Source organism: Bacteroidia bacterium (assembly GCA_041391665.1).
In the GTDB taxonomy this organism is placed as follows: domain Bacteria; phylum Bacteroidota; class Bacteroidia; order J057; family J057; genus JAGQVA01.
In genome coordinates, this window is the sequence record JAWKNO010000003.1 from 1,242,808 (window position 1) to 1,265,185 (window position 22,378).

At 45.1% G+C, this 22,378-nt stretch carries 11 protein-coding genes and 1 CRISPR repeat array; of the genes, 1 reads left to right on the forward strand and 10 read right to left on the reverse strand.

Annotated elements, in window-relative coordinates; translation table 11 throughout:
* Position 1: 1 nt before the first annotated feature.
* From R3D00_27905 to R3D00_27920, 4 genes are all read right to left on the reverse strand, one after another.
* The gene (locus R3D00_27905) at positions 2–1,252 is read right to left on the reverse strand and encodes a condensation domain-containing protein (protein ID MEZ4777032.1); all 1,251 of its coding nucleotides are present in this window, start codon (positions 1,250–1,252) and stop codon (positions 2–4) included.
* Between the two features lie 249 nt (positions 1,253–1,501).
* A CRISPR array of direct repeats spans positions 1,502–12,676; the repeat unit is 16 nt; unit sequence ATGGTGCGATTAAGGC.
* A 209-nt stretch (positions 12,677–12,885) separates the two neighbouring features.
* The gene (gene cas2 / locus R3D00_27910; GenBank protein MEZ4777033.1) at positions 12,886–13,149 is read right to left on the reverse strand and encodes a CRISPR-associated endonuclease Cas2; all 264 of its coding nucleotides are present in this window, start codon (positions 13,147–13,149) and stop codon (positions 12,886–12,888) included.
* Positions 13,150–13,162: 13 nt separating this feature from the next.
* On the reverse strand, positions 13,163–14,170 hold the full coding sequence (gene cas1b / locus R3D00_27915) for a type I-B CRISPR-associated endonuclease Cas1b (protein ID MEZ4777034.1): 1,008 nt from the start codon (positions 14,168–14,170) through the stop codon (positions 13,163–13,165).
* Positions 14,167–14,691 carry a CRISPR-associated protein Cas4 gene (locus R3D00_27920; protein MEZ4777035.1) on the reverse strand — a complete coding sequence of 175 codons (525 nt, stop codon included), beginning with the start codon at positions 14,689–14,691 and terminating at the stop codon, positions 14,167–14,169. Before R3D00_27920 ends, cas1b begins: the two co-directional genes overlap by 4 nt.
* A 33-nt stretch (positions 14,692–14,724) precedes the next feature.
* Here R3D00_27920 and R3D00_27925 point away from each other — a divergent pair, with 33 nt between their 5' ends.
* Positions 14,725–15,321 carry a Uma2 family endonuclease gene (locus R3D00_27925; protein MEZ4777036.1) on the forward strand — a complete coding sequence of 199 codons (597 nt, stop codon included), beginning with the start codon at positions 14,725–14,727 and terminating at the stop codon, positions 15,319–15,321.
* Positions 15,322–15,449: 128 nt separating this feature from the next.
* Here the strand turns inward: R3D00_27925 and R3D00_27930 are convergent, their stop codons facing one another.
* The 6 genes from R3D00_27930 to R3D00_27955 all read right to left on the reverse strand — a co-directional run bounded on the left by R3D00_27930 (position 15,450) and on the right by R3D00_27955 (position 22,340).
* Positions 15,450–16,529 (reverse strand): CRISPR-associated protein Cas7, encoded by a 1,080-nt coding sequence (locus tag R3D00_27930; protein MEZ4777037.1) that lies wholly within the window; start codon positions 16,527–16,529, stop codon positions 15,450–15,452.
* Between the two features lie 6 nt (positions 16,530–16,535).
* Positions 16,536–17,858 (reverse strand): hypothetical protein, encoded by a 1,323-nt coding sequence (locus R3D00_27935; protein MEZ4777038.1) that lies wholly within the window; start codon positions 17,856–17,858, stop codon positions 16,536–16,538.
* A 3-nt stretch (positions 17,859–17,861) separates the two neighbouring features.
* Complete coding sequence (gene cas3 / locus R3D00_27940; GenBank protein ID MEZ4777039.1) at positions 17,862–20,039, reverse strand: CRISPR-associated helicase Cas3'; 2,178 nt, start codon at positions 20,037–20,039, stop codon at positions 17,862–17,864.
* Positions 20,036–20,611 carry a hypothetical protein gene (locus tag R3D00_27945; GenBank protein ID MEZ4777040.1) on the reverse strand — a complete coding sequence of 192 codons (576 nt, stop codon included), beginning with the start codon at positions 20,609–20,611 and terminating at the stop codon, positions 20,036–20,038. The genes cas3 and R3D00_27945 overlap by 4 nt, the downstream gene beginning before the upstream one ends.
* A 33-nt stretch (positions 20,612–20,644) precedes the next feature.
* Positions 20,645–21,301 (reverse strand): CRISPR-associated endoribonuclease Cas6, encoded by a 657-nt coding sequence (gene cas6, locus R3D00_27950; GenBank protein ID MEZ4777041.1) that lies wholly within the window; start codon positions 21,299–21,301, stop codon positions 20,645–20,647.
* Positions 21,302–21,419: 118 nt separating this feature from the next.
* Complete coding sequence (locus R3D00_27955; GenBank protein MEZ4777042.1) at positions 21,420–22,340, reverse strand: WYL domain-containing protein; 921 nt, start codon at positions 22,338–22,340, stop codon at positions 21,420–21,422.
* Positions 22,341–22,378 lie beyond the last annotated feature (38 nt).

A 22,378-nucleotide genomic window follows, 5' to 3' on the forward strand; every position in this document is an offset into this window, starting at 1 on the left:
TCTACGCAAATTCTTCCAATAATTTTCGGGTTCTGTTTGCCAGTACCTGCGCTTCTTCATGCGAAAACTCAGCTTTAAGAAAGTTCATATCTACGCCTATACATCCAAAAACACATAAGGCAAATGCCGTAAATTTCGGTCCGAAGCGATTGTTGGTAATAAAAGCCTTGATATCCTTTACGGCGATATCGCCATATTGAGGATGGATATCGAGCTGGCCGATATAGCTCAGCGCGGTATCGGCCATGCGTAACTTTTTCAGCGTGAGCATAGCTTTCATCACCTGGAGGCTCATCATGGCGTAAAGGATAAATTCCCCTTTTTTCCCGGCGGCGAATATTCGTTCCCACAGCTTTTTTGCAGTAACCGAGACAGCGTCTCCGGGCAGGATATTGACTGAAAACCGCGCCATGGAGACGTAGCAGCCCAGTGCGAGAGGAGGCACGGGAGGGTCCATTTTGGCGCGCATATCGGCAAAAAACACTGCGCGGCGGGGAGAAGATTTTGTATTGAGAGTGTCGGGGTAAAGTGCATGGAGCATGGCGGCACCAATGAGGCTGTTGATGCTTATGCCCATTTCTCCCGCTTTTTTCAGGATTTTTTGGGAGCAGTCCTCGTCCAGGGTAAAGCAGACCACACCATTTTCGGAGTGCGGCGGGATTGCCGGTTTTTCCCCATTGAGGGCGAAGGCAAATTCGTCAGCAAACTGTCTGACCATGAAGGCCATTTTACGTTTGAGGCCGGGGAGTCCGCGAAATTCGGGCGGAACGCCATGTGATTGATTGAGGTGGTGGAGGTGGGCAAGCTTTTGGCCGCCGAGGAGTTTGAGGAAATCAGAGAGAATGAGGCGGGCGGAGATTCCGTCGATGATAGCATGGTGGAGGATGAGGAGGATTTCGCTGGCGGGAGAAGAATTGTGCACATAGACACAGCGGAGGAGCGGGCCATTGGGGTCAAAATAAGAATTGAGTGCTTTTTCGGTTTCAGTTTCCCAGGAAGTTTCATGAATGCGGGGAGCAGCGGATAGCGGAATAGGAGAGGGAGCGGGAAGTTTTTCGAAGAAATAGCGGCCCTTGCGGTGGCGGATGGAAGCCTGGAGGAGAGAGTGGCGGGATTGGAGATTGTCGAGCGCAGCAGCCAGTGTGGGGAGAGTAAGGGTAGCGTGGAGGTGAATGACGATAACGGCGGAGAGCGGGAGATGCTCATTGCAGAAGGTAAAGGCCGATTCGGGGACAGAGAGATTACGGATCATGGGGAAGGGTGAGGTGTGAGGCCGCAAAATAGAAAAAAGAGAGAGACAAAACACTAGCTTTCCATTTCAGGATGGAGACTTTTGGCTGTTGGCTGTTGGCTGTTGGCTGTTGGCTGTTGGCGGTTGGCTGTTGGTTGTTGGCTGTTGGCTGTTGGTTGTTGGCTGTTGGTTGTTGGCGGTTGGTTTTTGGCGGTTGGTTTTTGGTTGTTGGTTTTTGGTTGTTGGCTTTTGGCTGTTGGTTGTTGGAAGGTTTCCATTCCACGATGGTGCGATTAAGGCTCGAGTACATGAATATTGGTGGCGGGGGCATTAGCAAGTTTCAATTCCACGATGGTGCGATTAAGGCTAAAATACAGATGTCCATCAGGGAGGCATTTCTCACGTTTCAATTCCACGATGGTGCGATTAAGGCTCAAAGCAGATGAAATAGGCGCTAACGCAGTAACACGTTTCAATTCCACGATGGTGCGATTAAGGCCTGAGGAAAGCGAGGCCGGACTATACACATTTTTTGGTTTCAATTCCACGATGGTGCGATTAAGGCATGACGCATGGGATAAAGGAGGCGGGGGCACTGGCTAGTTTCAATTCCACGATGGTGCGATTAAGGCTATTTTTTACTGCATTATTACCATTCCCTTAAAATCGTTTCAATTCCACGATGGTGCGATTAAGGCGGGAGACATTTGGAGATGCGTGCAACCGTATTTCCAAGTTTCAATTCCACGATGGTGCGATTAAGGCCCGTCCTGAATGAAGTCAAACTTCCCATTTCCTTCAGTTTCAATTCCACGATGGTGCGATTAAGGCATGCAAAATGAATTCAAGTTTTCCGACTTCCTAAAGCGTTTCAATTCCACGATGGTGCGATTAAGGCGGAGTCATCAGTTTTCGGATTACCGCATCTTGAATCAGTTTCAATTCCACGATGGTGCGATTAAGGCAAAGCCATCACCAGGGCCCGGGATTCCATTTGCCGAGTTTCAATTCCACGATGGTGCGATTAAGGCAGTATCTAAGAAAATCGGAGGTGTACACTTATCCGCCGTTTCAATTCCACGATGGTGCGATTAAGGCCTGCCATTCCGACCTATGAGGGATTTACCGTTATCCGTTTCAATTCCACGATGGTGCGATTAAGGCTTGTTGCCAAGAAATCCACTGCCAAGCAATAGTAGTTTCAATTCCACGATGGTGCGATTAAGGCAAGCTTCCGGCGCCTTCAAAAACAGATACAGAAACACGTTTCAATTCCACGATGGTGCGATTAAGGCGGTGTTTTTCCGGAAAAAGCCACAAACCGGAAAAAAGTTTCAATTCCACGATGGTGCGATTAAGGCTAGATCAGGTTATCGCTATATCCGTACAAAAAGAAAAGTTTCAATTCCACGATGGTGCGATTAAGGCCTAAGAATGAAATTCTTAGATTTAAATATAGACAGGTTTCAATTCCACGATGGTGCGATTAAGGCTCTCAATGACAAGCTGTCTCATGCTCAGCATTACATGTTTCAATTCCACGATGGTGCGATTAAGGCCGGCATCGTTTGCTGATATCGCCTACACTCTCGCCAGTTTCAATTCCACGATGGTGCGATTAAGGCATGGCAATCCCCAATTTTCCAAACAGGCCGATTTCTTGTTTCAATTCCACGATGGTGCGATTAAGGCACAGAGCTGATGTTGGGACTTTATTTGTTTGCAACATGTTTCAATTCCACGATGGTGCGATTAAGGCCCAGCAAATAGAAAATATTGTTGAAATGAGGGTGAAGTTTCAATTCCACGATGGTGCGATTAAGGCAACAGGATTGCCGAATGTTGTAGCAGTTGCTGACGAGTTTCAATTCCACGATGGTGCGATTAAGGCTCTCAGGGCCTCAGGTGTATAGTAAACTGTACAGTTGGTTTCAATTCCACGATGGTGCGATTAAGGCCAATCATTTTTCAGCTTTTTTATTAGTGCTTTTTGTGTTTCAATTCCACGATGGTGCGATTAAGGCAAGTATCTCTCCAACGACATACCTGAGTTTTTTGCGTGTTTCAATTCCACGATGGTGCGATTAAGGAGGTCGGCGGATCACCTTATCTTTATGCTAATACAGTTTCAATTCCACGATGGTGCGATTAAGGCTTTTTTTTTACCGGATAACACTAATTTCACGACTGAGTTTCAATTCCACGATGGTGCGATTAAGGCTGCACCTCACTACGAATGGGCCGCTGCCTATACGCCAGTTTCAATTCCACGATGGTGCGATTAAGGCAACCGGCTCAACCGGGTAAGTACAACCGGCAATACCGTTTCAATTCCACGATGGTGCGATTAAGGCGTTCTGGCTGGCGGTATTTGCTAAATACCGTTCCAAGTTTCAATTCCACGATGGTGCGATTAAGGCGATTAAGATTTCTTTCCAGTTCATAATATTTTCGTTAGTTTCAATTCCACGATGGTGCGATTAAGGCTTACCAGATATGCAAATACATATTTGCTAATGTGGTGTTTCAATTCCACGATGGTGCGATTAAGGCCTCTGCGCGTTCCTAATTTGTTTACTGTATACCCGGTTTCAATTCCACGATGGTGCGATTAAGGCGTTTGGCCAGGACATGATTTTGGCTTTTGCGAAGTTGGTTTCAATTCCACGATGGTGCGATTAAGGCAAAGACAAGAAAGTGCCCTCGTCGATGAAGTATCATGTTTCAATTCCACGATGGTGCGATTAAGGCGCAGTAGCGGAGAGAGAAGGTACGTAAACAGTAACATGTTTCAATTCCACGATGGTGCGATTAAGGCTGGGAAAATTCGTTGTAAAAAACATTTTTCAAGAAAGTTTCAATTCCACGATGGTGCGATTAAGGCGATAAGCCGGATTGAGAGAGCCGGTCTGCCCGGCGAGTTTCAATTCCACGATGGTGCGATTAAGGCCGAATCTGTTGCTCTGGTTTCAGGTCTCCGTATATAGTTTCAATTCCACGATGGTGCGATTAAGGCTATGATTTTGAGGATAACGACAATAAAGGAAATTATGTTTCAATTCCACGATGGTGCGATTAAGGCAAAAAAAGGAGAGATTAAATGAACTGGTTGAATTGCGTTTCAATTCCACGATGGTGCGATTAAGGCTCGGATATGATACGAATGCCTTCAAGCTGTATAGCGTTTCAATTCCACGATGGTGCGATTAAGGCTGAGCTGAAGCTCTGTCAAGTGCCTCACGCATAACCGTTTCAATTCCACGATGGTGCGATTAAGGCGATCTTGACGCCTCATTTATACTTTTGCGTCATTCCCGTTTCAATTCCACGATGGTGCGATTAAGGCTATCGATATTGTCGTCAGACCTTATTCTTTTTCCGCCGTTTCAATTCCACGATGGTGCGATTAAGGCACAAATATCGGAGACAAGTATTCATCGTAACTACTGCGTTTCAATTCCACGATGGTGCGATTAAGGCGGAAACCGTCGCAATGGTGCGCAAGCTCGATCAGCAGTTTCAATTCCACGATGGTGCGATTAAGGCTATAAAGTGAGAAAAAATTTGTTTGGTAAAGTAATGTTTCAATTCCACGATGGTGCGATTAAGGCATGGATGAACCAGATCAGCATACAAAAAAAATGCTGAGTTTCAATTCCACGATGGTGCGATTAAGGCCACCATACTCAAGCATAGTTTGCCCGGTCACTGTTGGTTTCAATTCCACGATGGTGCGATTAAGGCTGGTCCTTGCGGGCTTTGACAATACAGTCGCAACCTGGTTTCAATTCCACGATGGTGCGATTAAGGCGGGAGCAAAGAAGCTTTAAGTTTACAGAAACAAATTGGTTTCAATTCCACGATGGTGCGATTAAGGCCCGCAAGTTCCCGCAGTCTCGGATGCTGATTGTCATGTTTCAATTCCACGATGGTGCGATTAAGGCTCCAAAGGGCTGCGAGCATTGATGTCAGACTTTACCGTTTCAATTCCACGATGGTGCGATTAAGGCCGCCAGATGAAGAAGATCCAGAAAGCCTACGAGGCAGTTTCAATTCCACGATGGTGCGATTAAGGCTAAGCCTTTTCCAATAGTTTGTCCACTTGCTCATAAGTTTCAATTCCACGATGGTGCGATTAAGGCCAACGAAAGGAAGAAATCTGGATGCCCCGATATATCGTTTCAATTCCACGATGGTGCGATTAAGGCCAGATCCCTCGACATAGATCTTGGCCATTTGCTCCGTTTCAATTCCACGATGGTGCGATTAAGGCTTGCAGGGGCCGTTTTTGTGTCGAAAAATACCCGAGACGTTTCAATTCCACGATGGTGCGATTAAGGCCCTTGAGAGCTTGAAATCAATTGTTTACAAGTTCAGTTTCAATTCCACGATGGTGCGATTAAGGCGATCAACCACAACCTGCGACCTGTATTTTTCATTAAGTTTCAATTCCACGATGGTGCGATTAAGGCTGTTACTTACAGTAAGCGAACCCGCGCTGTTTGACGGGTTTCAATTCCACGATGGTGCGATTAAGGCATGAGCGGCATTGTTAGCCGTCGTAAAGACAGCAGCATTGTTTCAATTCCACGATGGTGCGATTAAGGCTATGCCCGAATGGAAGGGCAGAAAAATCCTTCCTAAGTTTCAATTCCACGATGGTGCGATTAAGGCTCAGACCGCAAAGCTACAAGTTTACCCAGATGATAGGTTTCAATTCCACGATGGTGCGATTAAGGCGAACCGGGATTTTCCTCGCTATTTGGAAGCTGGTTTGTTTCAATTCCACGATGGTGCGATTAAGGCTGCGTTTTTCGTTGCCGGTGCATCGAATACCCAAACGTTTCAATTCCACGATGGTGCGATTAAGGCTAGCGTTTTTAGATATGCCAAGCCTGCGTCCTCGCGTTTCAATTCCACGATGGTGCGATTAAGGCGGTTTGCTCCCACGTAACCAAGAAAGTATCGTTTTGTTTCAATTCCACGATGGTGCGATTAAGGCTATTGAAATTGAAAAGGACGGCAAAAAACTTTATTGTTTCAATTCCACGATGGTGCGATTAAGGCGATGGAAGCGGCGATCAACCATTACTCACCAGCACGTTTCAATTCCACGATGGTGCGATTAAGGCCTTGCTGATGTACTGGAGATCATCATAGTCATCGGTTTCAATTCCACGATGGTGCGATTAAGGCAAATAGTCCTTATACCATCCAGGTAAATGTTAGCGAGTTTCAATTCCACGATGGTGCGATTAAGGCTGAGCACTTTGCGATTGTCTTCCAGAGGGCAAAACTGTTTCAATTCCACGATGGTGCGATTAAGGCTCGGCTTTCTTCACGCATAGAAACCGGAATAACCGTGTTTCAATTCCACGATGGTGCGATTAAGGCTATTCCGGTTTTCAGAAAAAAACATCGATCATTTGGTTTCAATTCCACGATGGTGCGATTAAGGCGGAACAAGCTCGAAAAGAGCTTAATTCCCTGAGTGGGTTTCAATTCCACGATGGTGCGATTAAGGCCGAGAGCAAAAACGATACCTTCATGAATAAAGGCAAGTTTCAATTCCACGATGGTGCGATTAAGGCCGCGCTTGCCGTTTCTGTGCAGATTGTCAGCAAAAAGTTTCAATTCCACGATGGTGCGATTAAGGCAGATCATCAGAATCAGGATTTTCAGGAAAATCCGAAGTTTCAATTCCACGATGGTGCGATTAAGGCCGTCGAAGGGAATAGAGGGATCAACATTATACGTAGTTTCAATTCCACGATGGTGCGATTAAGGCAATCGCGCAAACCCTAGCGCAAATCGCTATTGACCGTTTCAATTCCACGATGGTGCGATTAAGGCACAGGGCCAAAAAACAAAATCCCCAACATTTCTGCCGTTTCAATTCCACGATGGTGCGATTAAGGCGCTGCTCGGCGTTCTGCGGGTGTCGTTGCGGCTGCTAGTTTCAATTCCACGATGGTGCGATTAAGGCGCAAGTTCCCGCAGTCTCGACTACTGATCGTGATGTTTCAATTCCACGATGGTGCGATTAAGGCTTGTAAACCTTCAGATTGTTGCCAGTGATCCTGAAGTTTCAATTCCACGATGGTGCGATTAAGGCGATCAACTGGTGAAGAAGCACATGCAGTTACTGTAGTTTCAATTCCACGATGGTGCGATTAAGGCAATGCCCGAAACAACGATAAGGACAAAAGGTATCAGTTTCAATTCCACGATGGTGCGATTAAGGCGGCGCGGCGGCTCCTGTGTCGGTTGCTGTTACCCAGGTTTCAATTCCACGATGGTGCGATTAAGGCCATTCGGGCACTTCCTTTTTGCGGTAGATGATGTGAGTTTCAATTCCACGATGGTGCGATTAAGGCACAACAGCTTCGAGCAGGGGATAAGCAAATCACTCCGTTTCAATTCCACGATGGTGCGATTAAGGCTGTCATAGCAGGAATGACCTGCCGGGGCAAAAGTCAAGTTTCAATTCCACGATGGTGCGATTAAGGCCATTGCCTCAACGTTTCTGTAACGCTGTGCAACGTAGTTTCAATTCCACGATGGTGCGATTAAGGCGGGTGCGACGATTGTCCTCTGCACGCATATGCTGCAGTTTCAATTCCACGATGGTGCGATTAAGGCTATCACCAATTTCAAGATCAGCTGCGACCTTCGAATTAGTTTCAATTCCACGATGGTGCGATTAAGGCTATCAATCGTATCGCTGAAAGACGATTCAATGATAGTTTCAATTCCAGAATGGTGCGATTAAGGCGTCTGGCAGGGTGTCGAAAGTATTGATATTCACCTCGTTTCAATTCCAGAATGGTGCGATTAAGGCACTTGACCGCCTGGCAAGGAATGTAAATTTCATTTCGTTTCAATTCCAGAATGGTGCGATTAAGGCTTTAGAAATGATTTGTTTTCATAGCCCGGCAGATAGGTTTCAATTCCAGAATGGTGCGATTAAGGCTATCAGTATGCAGCTAATCAACACGCTGCAAACGCGTTTCAATTCCAGAATGGTGCGATTAAGGCCGGTAATTATTGCCGTACTGGTTTTCGCATTTGGCGGTTTCAATTCCAGAATGGTGCGATTAAGGCGATAGACGAATGGAAGAGTTGACAGCGAAAGCCAGTTTCAATTCCAGAATGGTGCGATTAAGGCAAGAACTCTGCTTTTGTCATGTCTCAATCGTTTCTAGTTTCAATTCCAGAATGGTGCGATTAAGGCCTCCGAAGGAAACCCAGAATTACCCAATAGTATCACGTTTCAATTCCAGAATGGTGCGATTAAGGCGATGCTGCTTACAAGGCGTTGTTTGAGAGCTGGGGGGTTTCAATTCCAGAATGGTGCGATTAAGGCTCTCTGAAAGTACAGGCGATTTTATACCCTACGCAATGTTTCAATTCCAGAATGGTGCGATTAAGGCGACAACACGCCCGACGACGTAATGATCGAAATTAACGTTTCAATTCCAGAATGGTGCGATTAAGGCGGCCTTGCTATTACGTAGTTATACAAAATCACCGCTGTTTCAATTCCAGAATGGTGCGATTAAGGCAAGCAGCGAGCCAGTTGAAAGGACTTCTTTAGTGTTGTTTCAATTCCAGAATGGTGCGATTAAGGCACCGTAATTTATGATTGTTAAAAATAATTTCTCCGCTGTTTCAATTCCAGAATGGTGCGATTAAGGCTCGACGAAATCCACACCGGCGGGCAAGTTATCCACGTTTCAATTCCAGAATGGTGCGATTAAGGCAACCGCCATAACGGATACCTACGAGGGGCAAATGGTTTCAATTCCAGAATGGTGCGATTAAGGCAATCTGAATAATCACCCCATGACAGCCGCCCAGGAGGTTTCAATTCCAGAATGGTGCGATTAAGGCTCAAAGTTCAATTATAGATCAATATTAAAAGTTGAGGTTTCAATTCCAGAATGGTGCGATTAAGGCAATTTACCTATCAAATAAGCAGGAAATCTACGATAGTTTCAATTCCAGAATGGTGCGATTAAGGCGTTGATTTCTATATGAATATGACCGGCAAGGATGCCGTTTCAATTCCAGAATGGTGCGATTAAGGCACGGGAAGGGAAAGCTGATTGTTGCCGTCGTGGTTTGTTTCAATTCCAGAATGGTGCGATTAAGGCTTTTTGACTATTATTCAGGCCAATTAATACTACGTGTTTCAATTCCAGAATGGTGCGATTAAGGCATCTGTTGGCGATTTTTGAGTAGTTGTTTTTTTTAGTTTCAATTCCAGAATGGTGCGATTAAGGCTTGCCGGTCATTTTGAAATCTCAGTCTGTGAACATGGTTTCAATTCCAGAATGGTGCGATTAAGGCTCTTGAATCTTACGCATGATTTCCCCGGCTTCGAAGTTTCAATTCCAGAATGGTGCGATTAAGGCGCTATTATTGATGTAGCGGCTTTCGATCCTATCCTGTTTCAATTCCAGAATGGTGCGATTAAGGCGCGCCATCTATTCGCAAGACTGTGAGATATACCTGGGTTTCAATTCCAGAATGGTGCGATTAAGGCCAGCTCTACCCGCGTCGATTCAGACCGGGACAAATTGTTTCAATTCCAGAATGGTGCGATTAAGGCAACCCCGATGAACGTCGAACTGTTGCAGAAAACATTGTTTCAATTCCAGAATGGTGCGATTAAGGCGACCAGGTGCGCACGATAGAGAACGCGCAAACCTACGGTTTCAATTCCAGAATGGTGCGATTAAGGCAGTAGGGAATCGGCTAAAAAATCCTTCCCTGCATTGTTTCAATTCCAGAATGGTGCGATTAAGGCTTTGCAATAGGGCCTGAACCGACGCCAATTGCCGAGTTTCAATTCCAGAATGGTGCGATTAAGGCCAGTTGCGGCCCTTTTGATTCTACTCAGTTTTAAAAGTTTCAATTCCAGAATGGTGCGATTAAGGCATTTGAGTCCTGATGAATGTCGAAAAGGTGCGCCAAGTTTCAATTCCAGAATGGTGCGATTAAGGCGAATATTTTCCTGCCGGGCGGCTCTCGCCTGGTCCTGTTTCAATTCCAGAATGGTGCGATTAAGGCCAACCTTCCAGGCAGATGTTGACACGCAAGTTTACAGTTTCAATTCCAGAATGGTGCGATTAAGGCCAGGGATAGGATTATAAACACGATCCTCTGAAGCGTGTTTCAATTCCAGAATGGTGCGATTAAGGCAATCAACCGGTTCGAGGTCTTTCATGCTTTCGTAAAGTTTCAATTCCAGAATGGTGCGATTAAGGCAATATGCTTGCGTTTACCAAAAAGGCTGGGATGAATGTTTCAATTCCAGAATGGTGCGATTAAGGCCACAAATGGCAAAAAATGCTCGAGATAAAAAAAATCGTTTCAATTCCAGAATGGTGCGATTAAGGCAACAGTAGATACATCTCCCTTTTTTTGATTTCCCCGTTTCAATTCCAGAATGGTGCGATTAAGGCCTGTTTGATCAATTGTACTCAAAACTTTATAGTAATGTTTCAATTCCAGAATGGTGCGATTAAGGCACTGTTTTTCCCCGCTTAACTGAGGGAGAATGGATGTTTCAATTCCAGAATGGTGCGATTAAGGCAGGACTTCACGAAAGCGCAGTTTCAGATCCTCAAGTTTCAATTCCAGAATGGTGCGATTAAGGCCGATAGTAGAAAAAGTATATATCGTAGGTTTTAACCGTTTCAATTCCAGAATGGTGCGATTAAGGCGAAAGAACGAGTTTTCGTAAAATCCGCACGAATAAGTTTCAATTCCAGAATGGTGCGATTAAGGCGTTTGACCGTTCATTCCTTTTCAACGATTTCTGCGTCGTTTCAATTCCAGAATGGTGCGATTAAGGCCAAGCGGTACGGTATCGGTGAAATCGTTGCTTACAAGTTTCAATTCCAGAATGGTGCGATTAAGGCAAAACAGGTGAAAGCTGTGGTAATGTAATTCGTACAGTTTCAATTCCAGAATGGTGCGATTAAGGCATCGATAACATCAAATGGCAGGAAGCGCCTGGAGCGTTTCAATTCCAGAATGGTGCGATTAAGGCCGGACTGGCCAAGAATTCTGGAGTATCCGATTCACGTTTCAATTCCAGAATGGTGCGATTAAGGCCAGACTCGCTTTGCGCCCATACTGCGCTGCTTCTTCGTTTCAATTCCAGAATGGTGCGATTAAGGCCCGCATTTTCACGCTTGTAAATCCTCCTCTGGAGGAGTTTCAATTCCAGAATGGTGCGATTAAGGCTCCGCTCACTGGCTGCTCACCGGCAAGGGAAAACCAGTTTCAATTCCAGAATGGTGCGATTAAGGCTCCGGTAACTGTGTAGCAGCTTCAGCAAGTTGTTTGGTTTCAATTCCAGAATGGTGCGATTAAGGCCTGTATCGGCCAGTTTTTGGATATGGTCCTCTTCACCGTTTCAATTCCAGAATGGTGCGATTAAGGCATTTACTACCCTTCGATCCGGAAACTTTTATAATGAGTTTCAATTCCAGAATGGTGCGATTAAGGCTTTGCGCTTCACTACTTTGACGATCTCCGATCAACTTGTTTCAATTCCAGAATGGTGCGATTAAGGCTAGACCAGCCGATAATATTCGGGTAGTCAGCATCGAGTTTCAATTCCAGAATGGTGCGATTAAGGCGGTCTTTTTCTTGGGTCGAAAGAATGATTCTTCTGAGTTTCAATTCCAGAATGGTGCGATTAAGGCATTGCAGAATATTGCGGCTGCTAGTGTTGCTAATACGTTTCAATTCCAGAATGGTGCGATTAAGGCACCTGGTACAGAAGTTTGTTTTCTGTTTCCGGCAATGTTTCAATTCCAGAATGGTGCGATTAAGGCACTTTGTCCCTTCTGTTCCCGGTAAAATCTCTAAAAGTTTCAATTCCAGAATGGTGCGATTAAGGCGATAAAAATAACACATCTGAGGGGGCTATTGTAGGGTTTCAATTCCAGAATGGTGCGATTAAGGCTTCTTTGCCTGTGCCCATACTTTGTTGATGTCGATTTGTTTCAATTCCAGAATGGTGCGATTAAGGCATAAAACTAAAGTTTCCATATCACACAATTTATTAAGTTTCAATTCCAGAATGGTGCGATTAAGGCAATGATAAGACCCTTGTTATCCTTTACCGCAGTCTGTTTCAATTCCAGAATGGTGCGATTAAGGCCACCTGGCAGAAGCAGGAAGAAGCCCGCACCTATTGTTTCAATTCCAGAATGGTGCGATTAAGGCCATTCTTCACACTCGAACAATGGAACTTTACAAAATGTTTCAATTCCAGAATGGTGCGATTAAGGCACAGATCTACAGGTGTATATGGTAGGCAATACCACAGTTTCAATTCCAGAATGGTGCGATTAAGGCTGATCTGCCTGGCCTGGTTCGCCCGCCTGATCTGCCGTTTCAATTCCAGAATGGTGCGATTAAGGCCCCCGCCATATTTACAATAAAAATCGTGCTTATTTTCAATACGTCAAAGATCTTTCCGCTCTTTCTACCGGAATTTGTCGTCGCCTCCTGTTCCTATTTTTTACCCCATGACCCGACGACTCGATAAAAAATTAATAATCAATTACTTACAAAATCTCACACCGATGGTTCCCGCAAAAACCCTGCACCCTCCCTCACTCCCGACGACCCTATAATATATTCCCCAAATCGTTCCGCTCCTGCCCAATCACTTCCTTCTCCAGCCACTTCTCCTCCCGGCTCTTAAAGATAATCAAACTATCCTGTTCTTTCTCCATAATTATCCCCGCCTCCAAAATTAAGGTCCGCAATTTTACCTCCGTGATCTCTCCCTCAAATACCGAATTCTGTATCCAATTCAAATACCTCCGGCACAATTTCAACATCTTGCCAACCCGCTTCTCCCCTATGTCATATACCAATATTACATACATTTGCCACTCCTTTCTACCACCAGATTTTAAATGGTTTATACTCCTCCTCTATCTTCAAGATATATTTCACCAGTTTATAACACTCCAACAATACCAACCGCTTGTAACTCACCTTCTTCCCCAAAGTCCGGTGTTTGATCGTCTCCTTCAACCGCTCCTCAAATGCCTGGATAAATATCTTCTTCCCGCCCTCCTTTAAAAAACATCCGCCCATCTTCTGCTCAAAATCCTTCTCCTTCAACTCCCGACCGTTCAATAACTTAAATATCGTACGGTCCACCAATATGGGCTTAAACACCTCCGCCACATCCAAAGCCAAACTAAACCTCCTCACCCCCGGCTCATGCAAAAAACTAATCGTCGGATTCATCTGCGTATGATAAATCATGTCCAACGCCAAACTGTAACACATCATATTGCCAAACGAAATCAATGCATTCACTTCATTGGAAGGGGGCTGAATCTGCCTGCCATTCATCGGAAAATGATCCACAATCCGCTCCCATGCCTGATAATATACCTGCCGGCAATTGCCCTCCACACCCATCAACTCCGCAATATCACTCACCGCCCCGATCTTCTCCCGGTACGCCTCAATCGTCGCTATCAACTCGCCCATCTGTTTTCCCCGGTTGTGATAATACCGCATGTTTTTCAGAATGTTAAAACTTGACCCATCCACAAATCCGCGGGCTATGTGCAACCGCCTTTTGGTCTGTAAATAAGCACGCGTCTGCTCTATCTGCATCTTCCCCGCCAAAAGGTATTCTTTGGGCTGAAATGAGCCGGTATAATGCTCGTAATAATCAAAAAAATGAACCGGTATATGCTGCCTGCCCAAAAAGTTGTACAAAGCACTATTGGTGTCTATGCTTCCAAATATATACAATGCCTCGATGGCTTCCACAGGCAGATATTTGGCAGGGGCTTCCCGCCCCTCCGCATCTACAGCGACAAATTTCAGGGTATTGTCCTTGCGGCTCACGCGCCCCGGATTAAACAGATAATAGGTTTTTTTCATATTTCTCCGATATAACACAATTCATAGTAAGCGCATTTTTTACAGATTTTTTTCTTGACCAATACCGGGCATCCAGGCAAAGCAATAATCTCGCGCACCTTTGTTTCCCATTGGGGAATCGCCGCTCTGTCAGCATCACTCAGCCATACCTGGTCGGTCTGACGCAACTTTGGGTACTCGAGTACGCCGTGAGAAATCTTTATACCGTGTTGTTCGAGTACATACAGATAATATTTGAGCTGGGCGATATGTGCGTCTTCGCGTTTGCGGGACTTTTTCACTTCCCTGACAATGCCGTGTTTGGGGTCATAATGGTCTATTTTAATGCCGGCGACCGCAAGTTCCTGCCATTTCTCCGCACGCTGGGGATAACTGGTTTCGCCGATGAGCCGCCCTTGAGCGACGAGTTCGCTGCTGTGCTCCATCTCAATGCCATTGGCAAACAACCAGAGCTTGCGTTGGCAAAGGTGGAGATAAGCGATCTGGGTGCCAGTGATGGGGAAAACCGGGATTTTATTCATGGTTTCTTTTTATATTTACAGTAAAATCACAACATGATCACGGACATCAGCCAGTTGGATCTCAACAAACGTTACACCTACGCAGACTACCTGACCTGGCAGTTTGACGAAAGGGTAGAGTTGATCCGGGGCAAGGTCGTCAGCATGATCCCCACACCCAATCTTAACCATCAGGAGATCTCTGGAAATCTGTTTATTCAAATTCACAGATTCATCCGAAAGAGCCCAATCAAAGTTTTCGCCGCCCCTTTTGATGTGCGTCTTCCCCTTCCTCCCGACCGGCAGACTTCAAAGAAAATAGACACAGTAGTACAACCCGACCTGAGCATCATCTGCGATCTCACCAAACTCGACCTCCAGGGCTGCAACGGTGCCCCTGACTGGATCATTGAAATTCTCTCCCGAAGCACAGCCCACAAAGACCTGATCGAAAAATTTGACCTCTACCAGCACGCCGGCGTAAAAGAATATTGGGTCGTCCACCCCGAAGAAGGCACCCTCATCGCCTGGACACTCAACGAATCAGGCCTCTACCAGCCGATCCGCCCTCAACCCTTCACCTCTCCCGAAAAAGTGCCCGTGGCATCGATACCGGGATTTGAGGTGGATTTGACGGAGGTGTTTGGTTAGGGGAACTCAATGGCTGTGGCGAAGCCAGCTAACCCGGAGGTATACTATGTTTGTAGAAAAGTAGCGATACCCCAAAAAGTTTCCGGGCGTCGAATGACGCCCGGACTGAATAAATTTATATTAAAATTTTACGCTTTCTCCAACTGATTTTCATAAGGGAAATCAGACAAGATTCTGACAAGGTGAGCTTCGGCTTTGTCAAGCGCATCAGCGCTGCCTACAGAACCAGCAATATATGCAGACGCAATCGGGGTGATAAACAGATCAGCCTTTGTAGTTTCGTCAATTTTGGGTACAGCCTGTGGCCGCTCGGTATCATCTCTCAGTTCGCCGCGAATGGCATAGGCAATCTGGTTGGCATTATCGCTGATGGCAAGCGCTACGGTTTCCATCAGACTGAAAGTGCGCGCCTGATTGGAAGTGATTCGCCAGTTGACAATCGCTTTTGCCAGGGCAGGGATGATTTGTTTGCGTTTTTCTTCGGGGCAAATCAGGCATTTTCCAAAAATATTTTCTCCGTCCACCCAGCCTTCGGCTCTGAGTTTTTCTTCTATTTCGGGGAAAAGCTCGGGTTCGAGTTTGTTGGTTGATACACAAAACAGTGTGCGCAGGTCAATGGCAATGTCGTAGGTGAAAAGGCCCGAGGCGCGGGTTTGATCCTGAATAAACGCACGGTTGGGTAAAGCGCGTTTGTTGGTAGTAAGCCATTCATCCAGTTCTTCTTTAGTCAATTGGTTTCCGCGTTTTTTGTTGTCAAGCCAGAAAACTTTGACTTCGTGATGATCAGGGTGGGAAGTTCTGTCAAATGTGAGGTTTTCGGTTGGATATTCTATTCCGCCTAAAAGTGGATGAAGGGGACGCATGGCAGAAATAGACATTGGGCTTCTGCGTTTTACTGTAGAACCTCCACTTTCAGCTTTCATATACCCTCCCAACAACTGATCTGCAAACGTAGGATCACAGGGAGAATGCGGTTCTTTTTGACTGGCTTTGTTTTCCTTCTTATCAATTTCCCAGTTAAAAGTCATGGCTGCAAAAGGCATATTTAATGCTTCGATAATGGAGCGTTTAACCTGCTGACCGCTTGAATAGGCCATTCGTTTTCCAAACTGAGGATCAACATAATATTTCTGTCCATCATTCACAGCGAAGACAGTATGTTCTGCATGGCGAAGGCCTCTGATGTAAATAAAAGGTAACGTTATCATGATTTTTTAGATTTTAGATTTTTGATAAGTGTATTCAAAACGGATGAGGGTCGCAAAAAGGGGAAAATTGTCGGCAGGCATTTTCAAAACCTGGTCAACCACATTTTTAAAGGTTTCTGCGTGTTCGGAAGCATTGTCCAGTACTTCAGTGAGTTTATCAATGAAGGTTTTAATATTTGAGGAAGTTCGGACCTCTTCAGTCAATCGGGAGTGTGTGCTTTTCCCTTTTTCTGATAGTTTTTCGTATTCCAGCAAAGCCGCAGCTATATCGGAGGCCAGTTGGAGAAGTTCAGTTTTGTTTAACATGGCAATTATCCAGAGTTTATAGAGTTGATAAGTGAAATATGAATTTTCGTCTGTGAATTTGAAGTCTTTGCCCTGGGCGTATAAGACCGATCCTTTGGGCATAAACTCGCGGAGTTTGGCGGGTTCCAGAGCTTTTAGGCCGATTACGCCAAAGCGGCAGGCGTTTTTGAAGGTAAAGAAGGTTTCTAGTTTTTCGATCTCTTTATCCTTTAAGATCACATCCTTTTCATTCAAAAATATTTTATCTCTTAATTCATACAGCCTTCTAACCTGAGGGAGAAAAACATTGATAAATCCCAACGTAGTATTCGTCTGGGAAAGATTATAAGAGTAGGCGATTATTGTCTGATCAGGGTATTTTTTAGAAAGTGAGAATATCACATGAGACCATCTCTGAGTTTGAATAGCCATTTTCCCGACCACTTCTCCCGTTTCAATCGCGGAATAATTCACAAAATCAGGATCAAAGTCATTGCTAAAGTACAAGCATAGCCAGTGCCCGTTCCAGGTTTCGATTTGTTTGTCCTTTACGCCCGGTGTTTGGCGGAGAAATTTCCGGTAATGTTCCCATCCATGAAAAAGTGCAAGCAATACTTCTTTTTCGTCTATCAGCATTACCAGACCGCCACTAACCCCGATTCCCAAAGCTGCGCCAATCCACGAAGTGTAAATCTCTTGTTCATCAATATAAAAATTAATGTTGGTAAGTTGTCCGGAAGAAGTTGCCTGCATTCCCTCAGCAGCAAAGCCGACATAAATAGAACCACTTACCGCGTTGTTTTTAATTTTATTTCGAAGATTATTTCTTTGAGCCAAAGCTTTTCCTCCACTTTCAAGGACATCAGATTCTTTGGGTTTCTGGAAAAACGGGGAATTCCCGACATGTAAAAGGTGGCTTTCATCCTCAAAAAACAGCGGAAACATCACTTCGTCAAAAAACTGCCGGGCGGAATAATCGTCGGGTTTTTGATATTCCTCCTTGTACAGTTTCAGGAATTTTTTTCCGATATAACTGGTGTACATAATTTATAAGAATTGATTGTGTTCGGTTAATTGAAATCCCAATAGTTGGTACAAATCTTCATTCTGCGACACGACAAACGGATATGCCCCAACCTCCAATTGTTCATATTTTTCTTTGCGGTAAGCAATGGTTTTATAGTTGACGGGGATCTCCATTTGCAGGCGATCTTCCCAGTTGGCGGTCAGGTATTTTTCCCGGTCTGATTCCAGGATACAGGTAGCACTTTCAATCTCAAGCGCTTCTACCAAAACTGCTTTTTTGTGATTGGTCAATTCCCGGATGTTATAATCCCCGTTGCGATAAATCAGGTGAATATCAATCTCTTTGGTTTCCAGAACCGGATATACGTTATTGATTTTCTCCTGCAATTCACGCTCCCGCAACAAACCGAAATTGTCAGGCAACTGGTCAAAACTCGCCTGAAGAATGGCATTATTATATGGTTTCCCACTTCCGACCGGTTTGATTACATGGACAGGTTTGTATTTGCCAATCGTTTCGCTGGTTCGTTTTCGGTTTACCCTTCCAAACCGCTGAATCATTCCATCCAAAGGCGCACATTGGGTAATCATTCGATCAAAACTTATATCCAGGCTGACCTCAACAACTTGCGTGGAAACTACCAAACAGGGTTTTAGCCCGTCGCCAAATTGTTCGCTGCCGTCACCGTTAAATTCTGTTTTGAGCCGGGTTTCCAACTTTACACGATCGCCTCGCCGAAATCTACTGTGAATCAACATCTTAGGAATTTCGGGATAGGTTTCGAGACATTTTGAAAAAAATTCCTGCGCATTTTTGATCGTGTTAAAAACAACCAATACTTTCTCGCGATTAGCAAAAGCTTTTTCCAGAATTTCGGGAACTACACTTTCATCTTCTAATTTTTCTACTAAATGGCGGTCGAAGGTGTCGAGAACAGTATCCGATAATTGAACCTGATAAACATGCTCTTTTCCACCCAAGAGTGTCAAAAGTTCGCTGTAAAGCACAGAGGGCATGGTAGCTGTACCGATATGAATCCGGCAATCCAGACGCAAAAGTGCTTTCACTATTTCCAAAACCATTGATCTTGAATAGTCTGAATAGGTATGGATTTCGTCCAGAATAATATCTGTCCCCTGCACATCCAGCATCACAGTTTCAAATCCGGAAGTGCCGAAAATAATAGCTGCCAACTGGTGAGGAGTAAGTACTTTTACCGAAGAACCTGCCAGCGGTTGTAAAATTTGTTCATCTATTTTCCCCCTTGCAACCACTTTTGAAGTGGCATGTAACAAACGGATATCTGCCTCCGGCTGAAACTTGTGGACTGCATCCCTGATCCGCTCATACATCGCATTGATGGAAGCCTGAAAAGGGAGCGTATAAAATACCCGGCCTTTACATCTCCTTAGAAGAAAATCAGTTTTCCCCGCCCCGGTTGACGCAACTACCAGTGTATGTTTTCTACTGTCGTCTGCGGGTATTTCAGATAAAGGATAAAGCGGGGAAACTCTATTCGAATCACGATAAAAGCTCAAATCCGGAATAACAAACAACGGCTTAAGCATTTTCTCGGTATTGTGCATAAACGCAGAGGCAAAATGGTCAGCAGACTTCAGCAATCCTCTCAAAGGTGAGAACCCTCGTTTTTTCTTTTCGCAGTAATCAACTACATATTTCAGGGTATTCTCCGCTTCCTCTTTTGATATGGTAATTGCAGGCAACCCAAATGTTTCCAAAATTTGCAGTCCATACGGATACCATTCTTCCCAGTCTTTTAAATGATTTTCAGCCCAGTCTCTGTCATTTTCCAAAAGATCCAATATTCCCCTTCCACTCGGATCGTTTTGAATAGATTTGTGGTGGGCAACTACGAGATCAATCAGGGTATTCCATTCGGATTTGGGGAAACATGGCAAAAAAGCCAGAGAGGAAATTTCATGTCTGTGAGCAAAATCCCACTCCATATTTTCAACCAGACTTTCGCCGTTTGCCTGATGTATTTTTCGCTGAAAATGGGGGTGCGCTTTTCCCAGATCATGTAAAATCGCTCCTTTACGGGCCATTTCTACGTCAAATCCGAACGCGTATTTTTCAGCAAACAATTCAATTGCCTGCGTTACCTGCTGTGTATGTTCCAATAAAGTCAGGCTGCCATAATTGGCACTTTTAGCCAGGATTTCGTGCAATGGCTTCATGAATGGCTGCGAATTGGATTTCCAAAAACTTTTAATTCACCATACATGTCTGCCGCGCTGTCGAAACGATTGTGCCCTACTTTAAAACCTGATCTGAAATCTGAGAACATTAGTTCAAACCCATCAATTTCATCAAATGCTTCTTCATCAGTTTCAAAAGCATGCTCTGGAAAAACAATATCCTCATTGCGGCAAAGACACAGAGTTTGTGATAATGCGCGCTCAACATCGGACTTTTCCGCAAAGGCGAGATATAAATTGGGGTATAGCATAACACCTCTGGTTAATATCCCCAGATTAGTTTTGTACTGATTTTTATCTTTATAAACATCAATTCCGCCTTTAGACCAGGTACGCTCCTGCTGCATATCCAACCCCTGATAACTTAACCTGTGCCTCAGGATTTTATGTATTCCCGGGTGGCCAAGAAGCTCCGGAAATATTTTTTTCTCTATCCCTTCTACAATCGAAGGTGTCAGAAACTGCTGACTGAAGGTTTCGCCATCTCTGACTGCCGTCCAGGGTTTGATAAAGCCAAACGGCCCCGAATATTTGACTACATAATATCTCATCTCCATTAACCATTAACAATTAAAAATTAACCATTATCTCACCGCCCCAAACCCAATTCCTGTCGAATTGCCTAATCCTACTTCCCAGGCGAAGGCTACGGCTTTGGGGTCGCCTTCGACGACCACGGGGCAAAGGGTGCCTTTGTTTTTGATGCCTTTGTAGTCGGCAACTTTGGTTCTGGCTGTGCGGTAGGTACGGTCAAACCGGGCTTTTACAGGCAGGTCGCCCAGTCCGGCTTTTTTCAGCTTGTGGGCCAGGGTCTCTGTCATCAATTGGTCGGACTCCGCATCCTGCGGAAAATAAAACTGCGTACGGGTCTCTACCGTGCGTTTGATCAGCACCGGACTCTGCAAAAAGAACGTCTGCATCGGACCAAAGTCTGGGGTGGGTTTCAGCACAATCTCCGCAGCCCGCATGCCGTAACAGATTTCCGTGTCCATCTGTATGCCGCGTATCAATTGCTGGATCAGCTCCTGCGAAGGTGCACTGATGAAAAAGGTACATCCTTCGGGAAAGTTAAATCCCCGGGAAGTTTTTTGCCCGTGCGACAACCAGGAGAGCGAATAAAGGGAGAGGTCGTCGTGTAAATCGTTGATTCCGATCCACTTATGCAGGGCGCCCACCAACTGCGGCTGGTAGTTGAAGGGCACCATCTGGGTATTGGGTGTAGTATGGATGTAGATTCTCATGGGAGAAATTTTTGATTTATTTACAAGTGTATGGGGGTACCTATGGCAATGGCTGCGGTACCCCTTAATTTTTTTTGATTTTTTTTGCCTTTCGCGGAGATATTGCAAAGGGAAAACACTAAAAATTCATCCTCTTCACTTCCTCGCGCAGACGTGTGATCAGCGAATCAGGCTCCAGCACTTCTATTCCCTGGTGATAATTGCCGAGGATGAAGTTGATAAGCCCAAGAAATTTGTGGTTGACCATTGCCTGAAAGTCAAACATTTCGGCTTCGTTGGCTTCTACGATATATCCTTTTGCCGTGGGATATCGCTCAATCAGGTCATTGTATGCGCCCACCTTAATCCGGAGGTGTACCATTACCTGATTGCCATCCACAATCCGAAAAGTGTCGGTAGGCATGACATTGTGTTTGCCTTCATGCTCCCAGGGCTCATCGAGTAGTTTCACTCTCTTAATCCGCGAAATCTGAAAGTGGCGCAAATCCATCTTCTCCAGATCGTAGGTGTGGACCATGTCGTCGGGCGGGCTGACGTGGAAAGGCTCCACGATTCGATCACTGATCACATTGCTGTTGGAGCTGTGGTAATCGACCAGTATCACCCGCCGCTTTTCATTTTGTGCCTGCTGAAGGGCATCTACTTTGTTGAGATAGGGTTTGCGCAGATACGAATGTCCCAGCCGGTGATAATCATACAGTGCGGCAAGCTTTCGCTTGAGTTGTTCGCGCATACGGGTATGATCAGAAACCTGATCAATCGCCTGATCGAGAATGGCAAGTTCCTCCTCAGAGAAGTGTAGCAGGTTTTTCAGCGCCTTAAGTGGCTTATCTTCTACGAAAGCATATCGGTAGCGTTTGTCGTATTTAATCACAAACCCCGCATTCTGAAAAGCTTCCAAATCATGCCCAATTGTGTCGGGGCTTACGCTGTAACGTTCGGCCAGTTCTTTTTTTGTATAACCAAACGGCCTTTCCAGCAACGCTCTCATGACGCGGAGTAGTCGTATTTTTGTTCTGTCTTCTGGTTCTTGTCCCATAAAGGTATATATGTTTTGTGAGTGTGTTTAAAATCCCG

Bases quoted from the DNA above. Each gene is read 5' to 3' on its own strand.
- R3D00_27930 (MEZ4777037.1), bottom strand. From the start codon at position 16,529: ATGATAACGTTACCTTTTATTTACATCAGAGGCCTTCGCCATGCAGAA.
- R3D00_27935 (MEZ4777038.1), bottom strand. From the start codon at position 17,858: ATGTACACCAGTTATATCGGAAAAAAATTCCTGAAACTGTACAAGGAG.
- cas2 (MEZ4777033.1), bottom strand. From the start codon at position 13,149: ATGTATGTAATATTGGTATATGACATAGGGGAGAAGCGGGTTGGCAAG.
- R3D00_27955 (MEZ4777042.1), bottom strand. From the start codon at position 22,340: ATGGGACAAGAACCAGAAGACAGAACAAAAATACGACTACTCCGCGTC.
- R3D00_27905 (MEZ4777032.1), bottom strand. From the start codon at position 1,252: ATGATCCGTAATCTCTCTGTCCCCGAATCGGCCTTTACCTTCTGCAAT.
- R3D00_27925 (MEZ4777036.1), top strand. From the start codon at position 14,725: ATGATCACGGACATCAGCCAGTTGGATCTCAACAAACGTTACACCTAC.
- cas3 (MEZ4777039.1), bottom strand. From the start codon at position 20,039: ATGAAGCCATTGCACGAAATCCTGGCTAAAAGTGCCAATTATGGCAGC.
- R3D00_27920 (MEZ4777035.1), bottom strand. From the start codon at position 14,691: ATGAATAAAATCCCGGTTTTCCCCATCACTGGCACCCAGATCGCTTAT.
- cas6 (MEZ4777041.1), bottom strand. From the start codon at position 21,301: ATGAGAATCTACATCCATACTACACCCAATACCCAGATGGTGCCCTTC.
- R3D00_27945 (MEZ4777040.1), bottom strand. From the start codon at position 20,611: ATGAGATATTATGTAGTCAAATATTCGGGGCCGTTTGGCTTTATCAAA.
- cas1b (MEZ4777034.1), bottom strand. From the start codon at position 14,170: ATGAAAAAAACCTATTATCTGTTTAATCCGGGGCGCGTGAGCCGCAAG.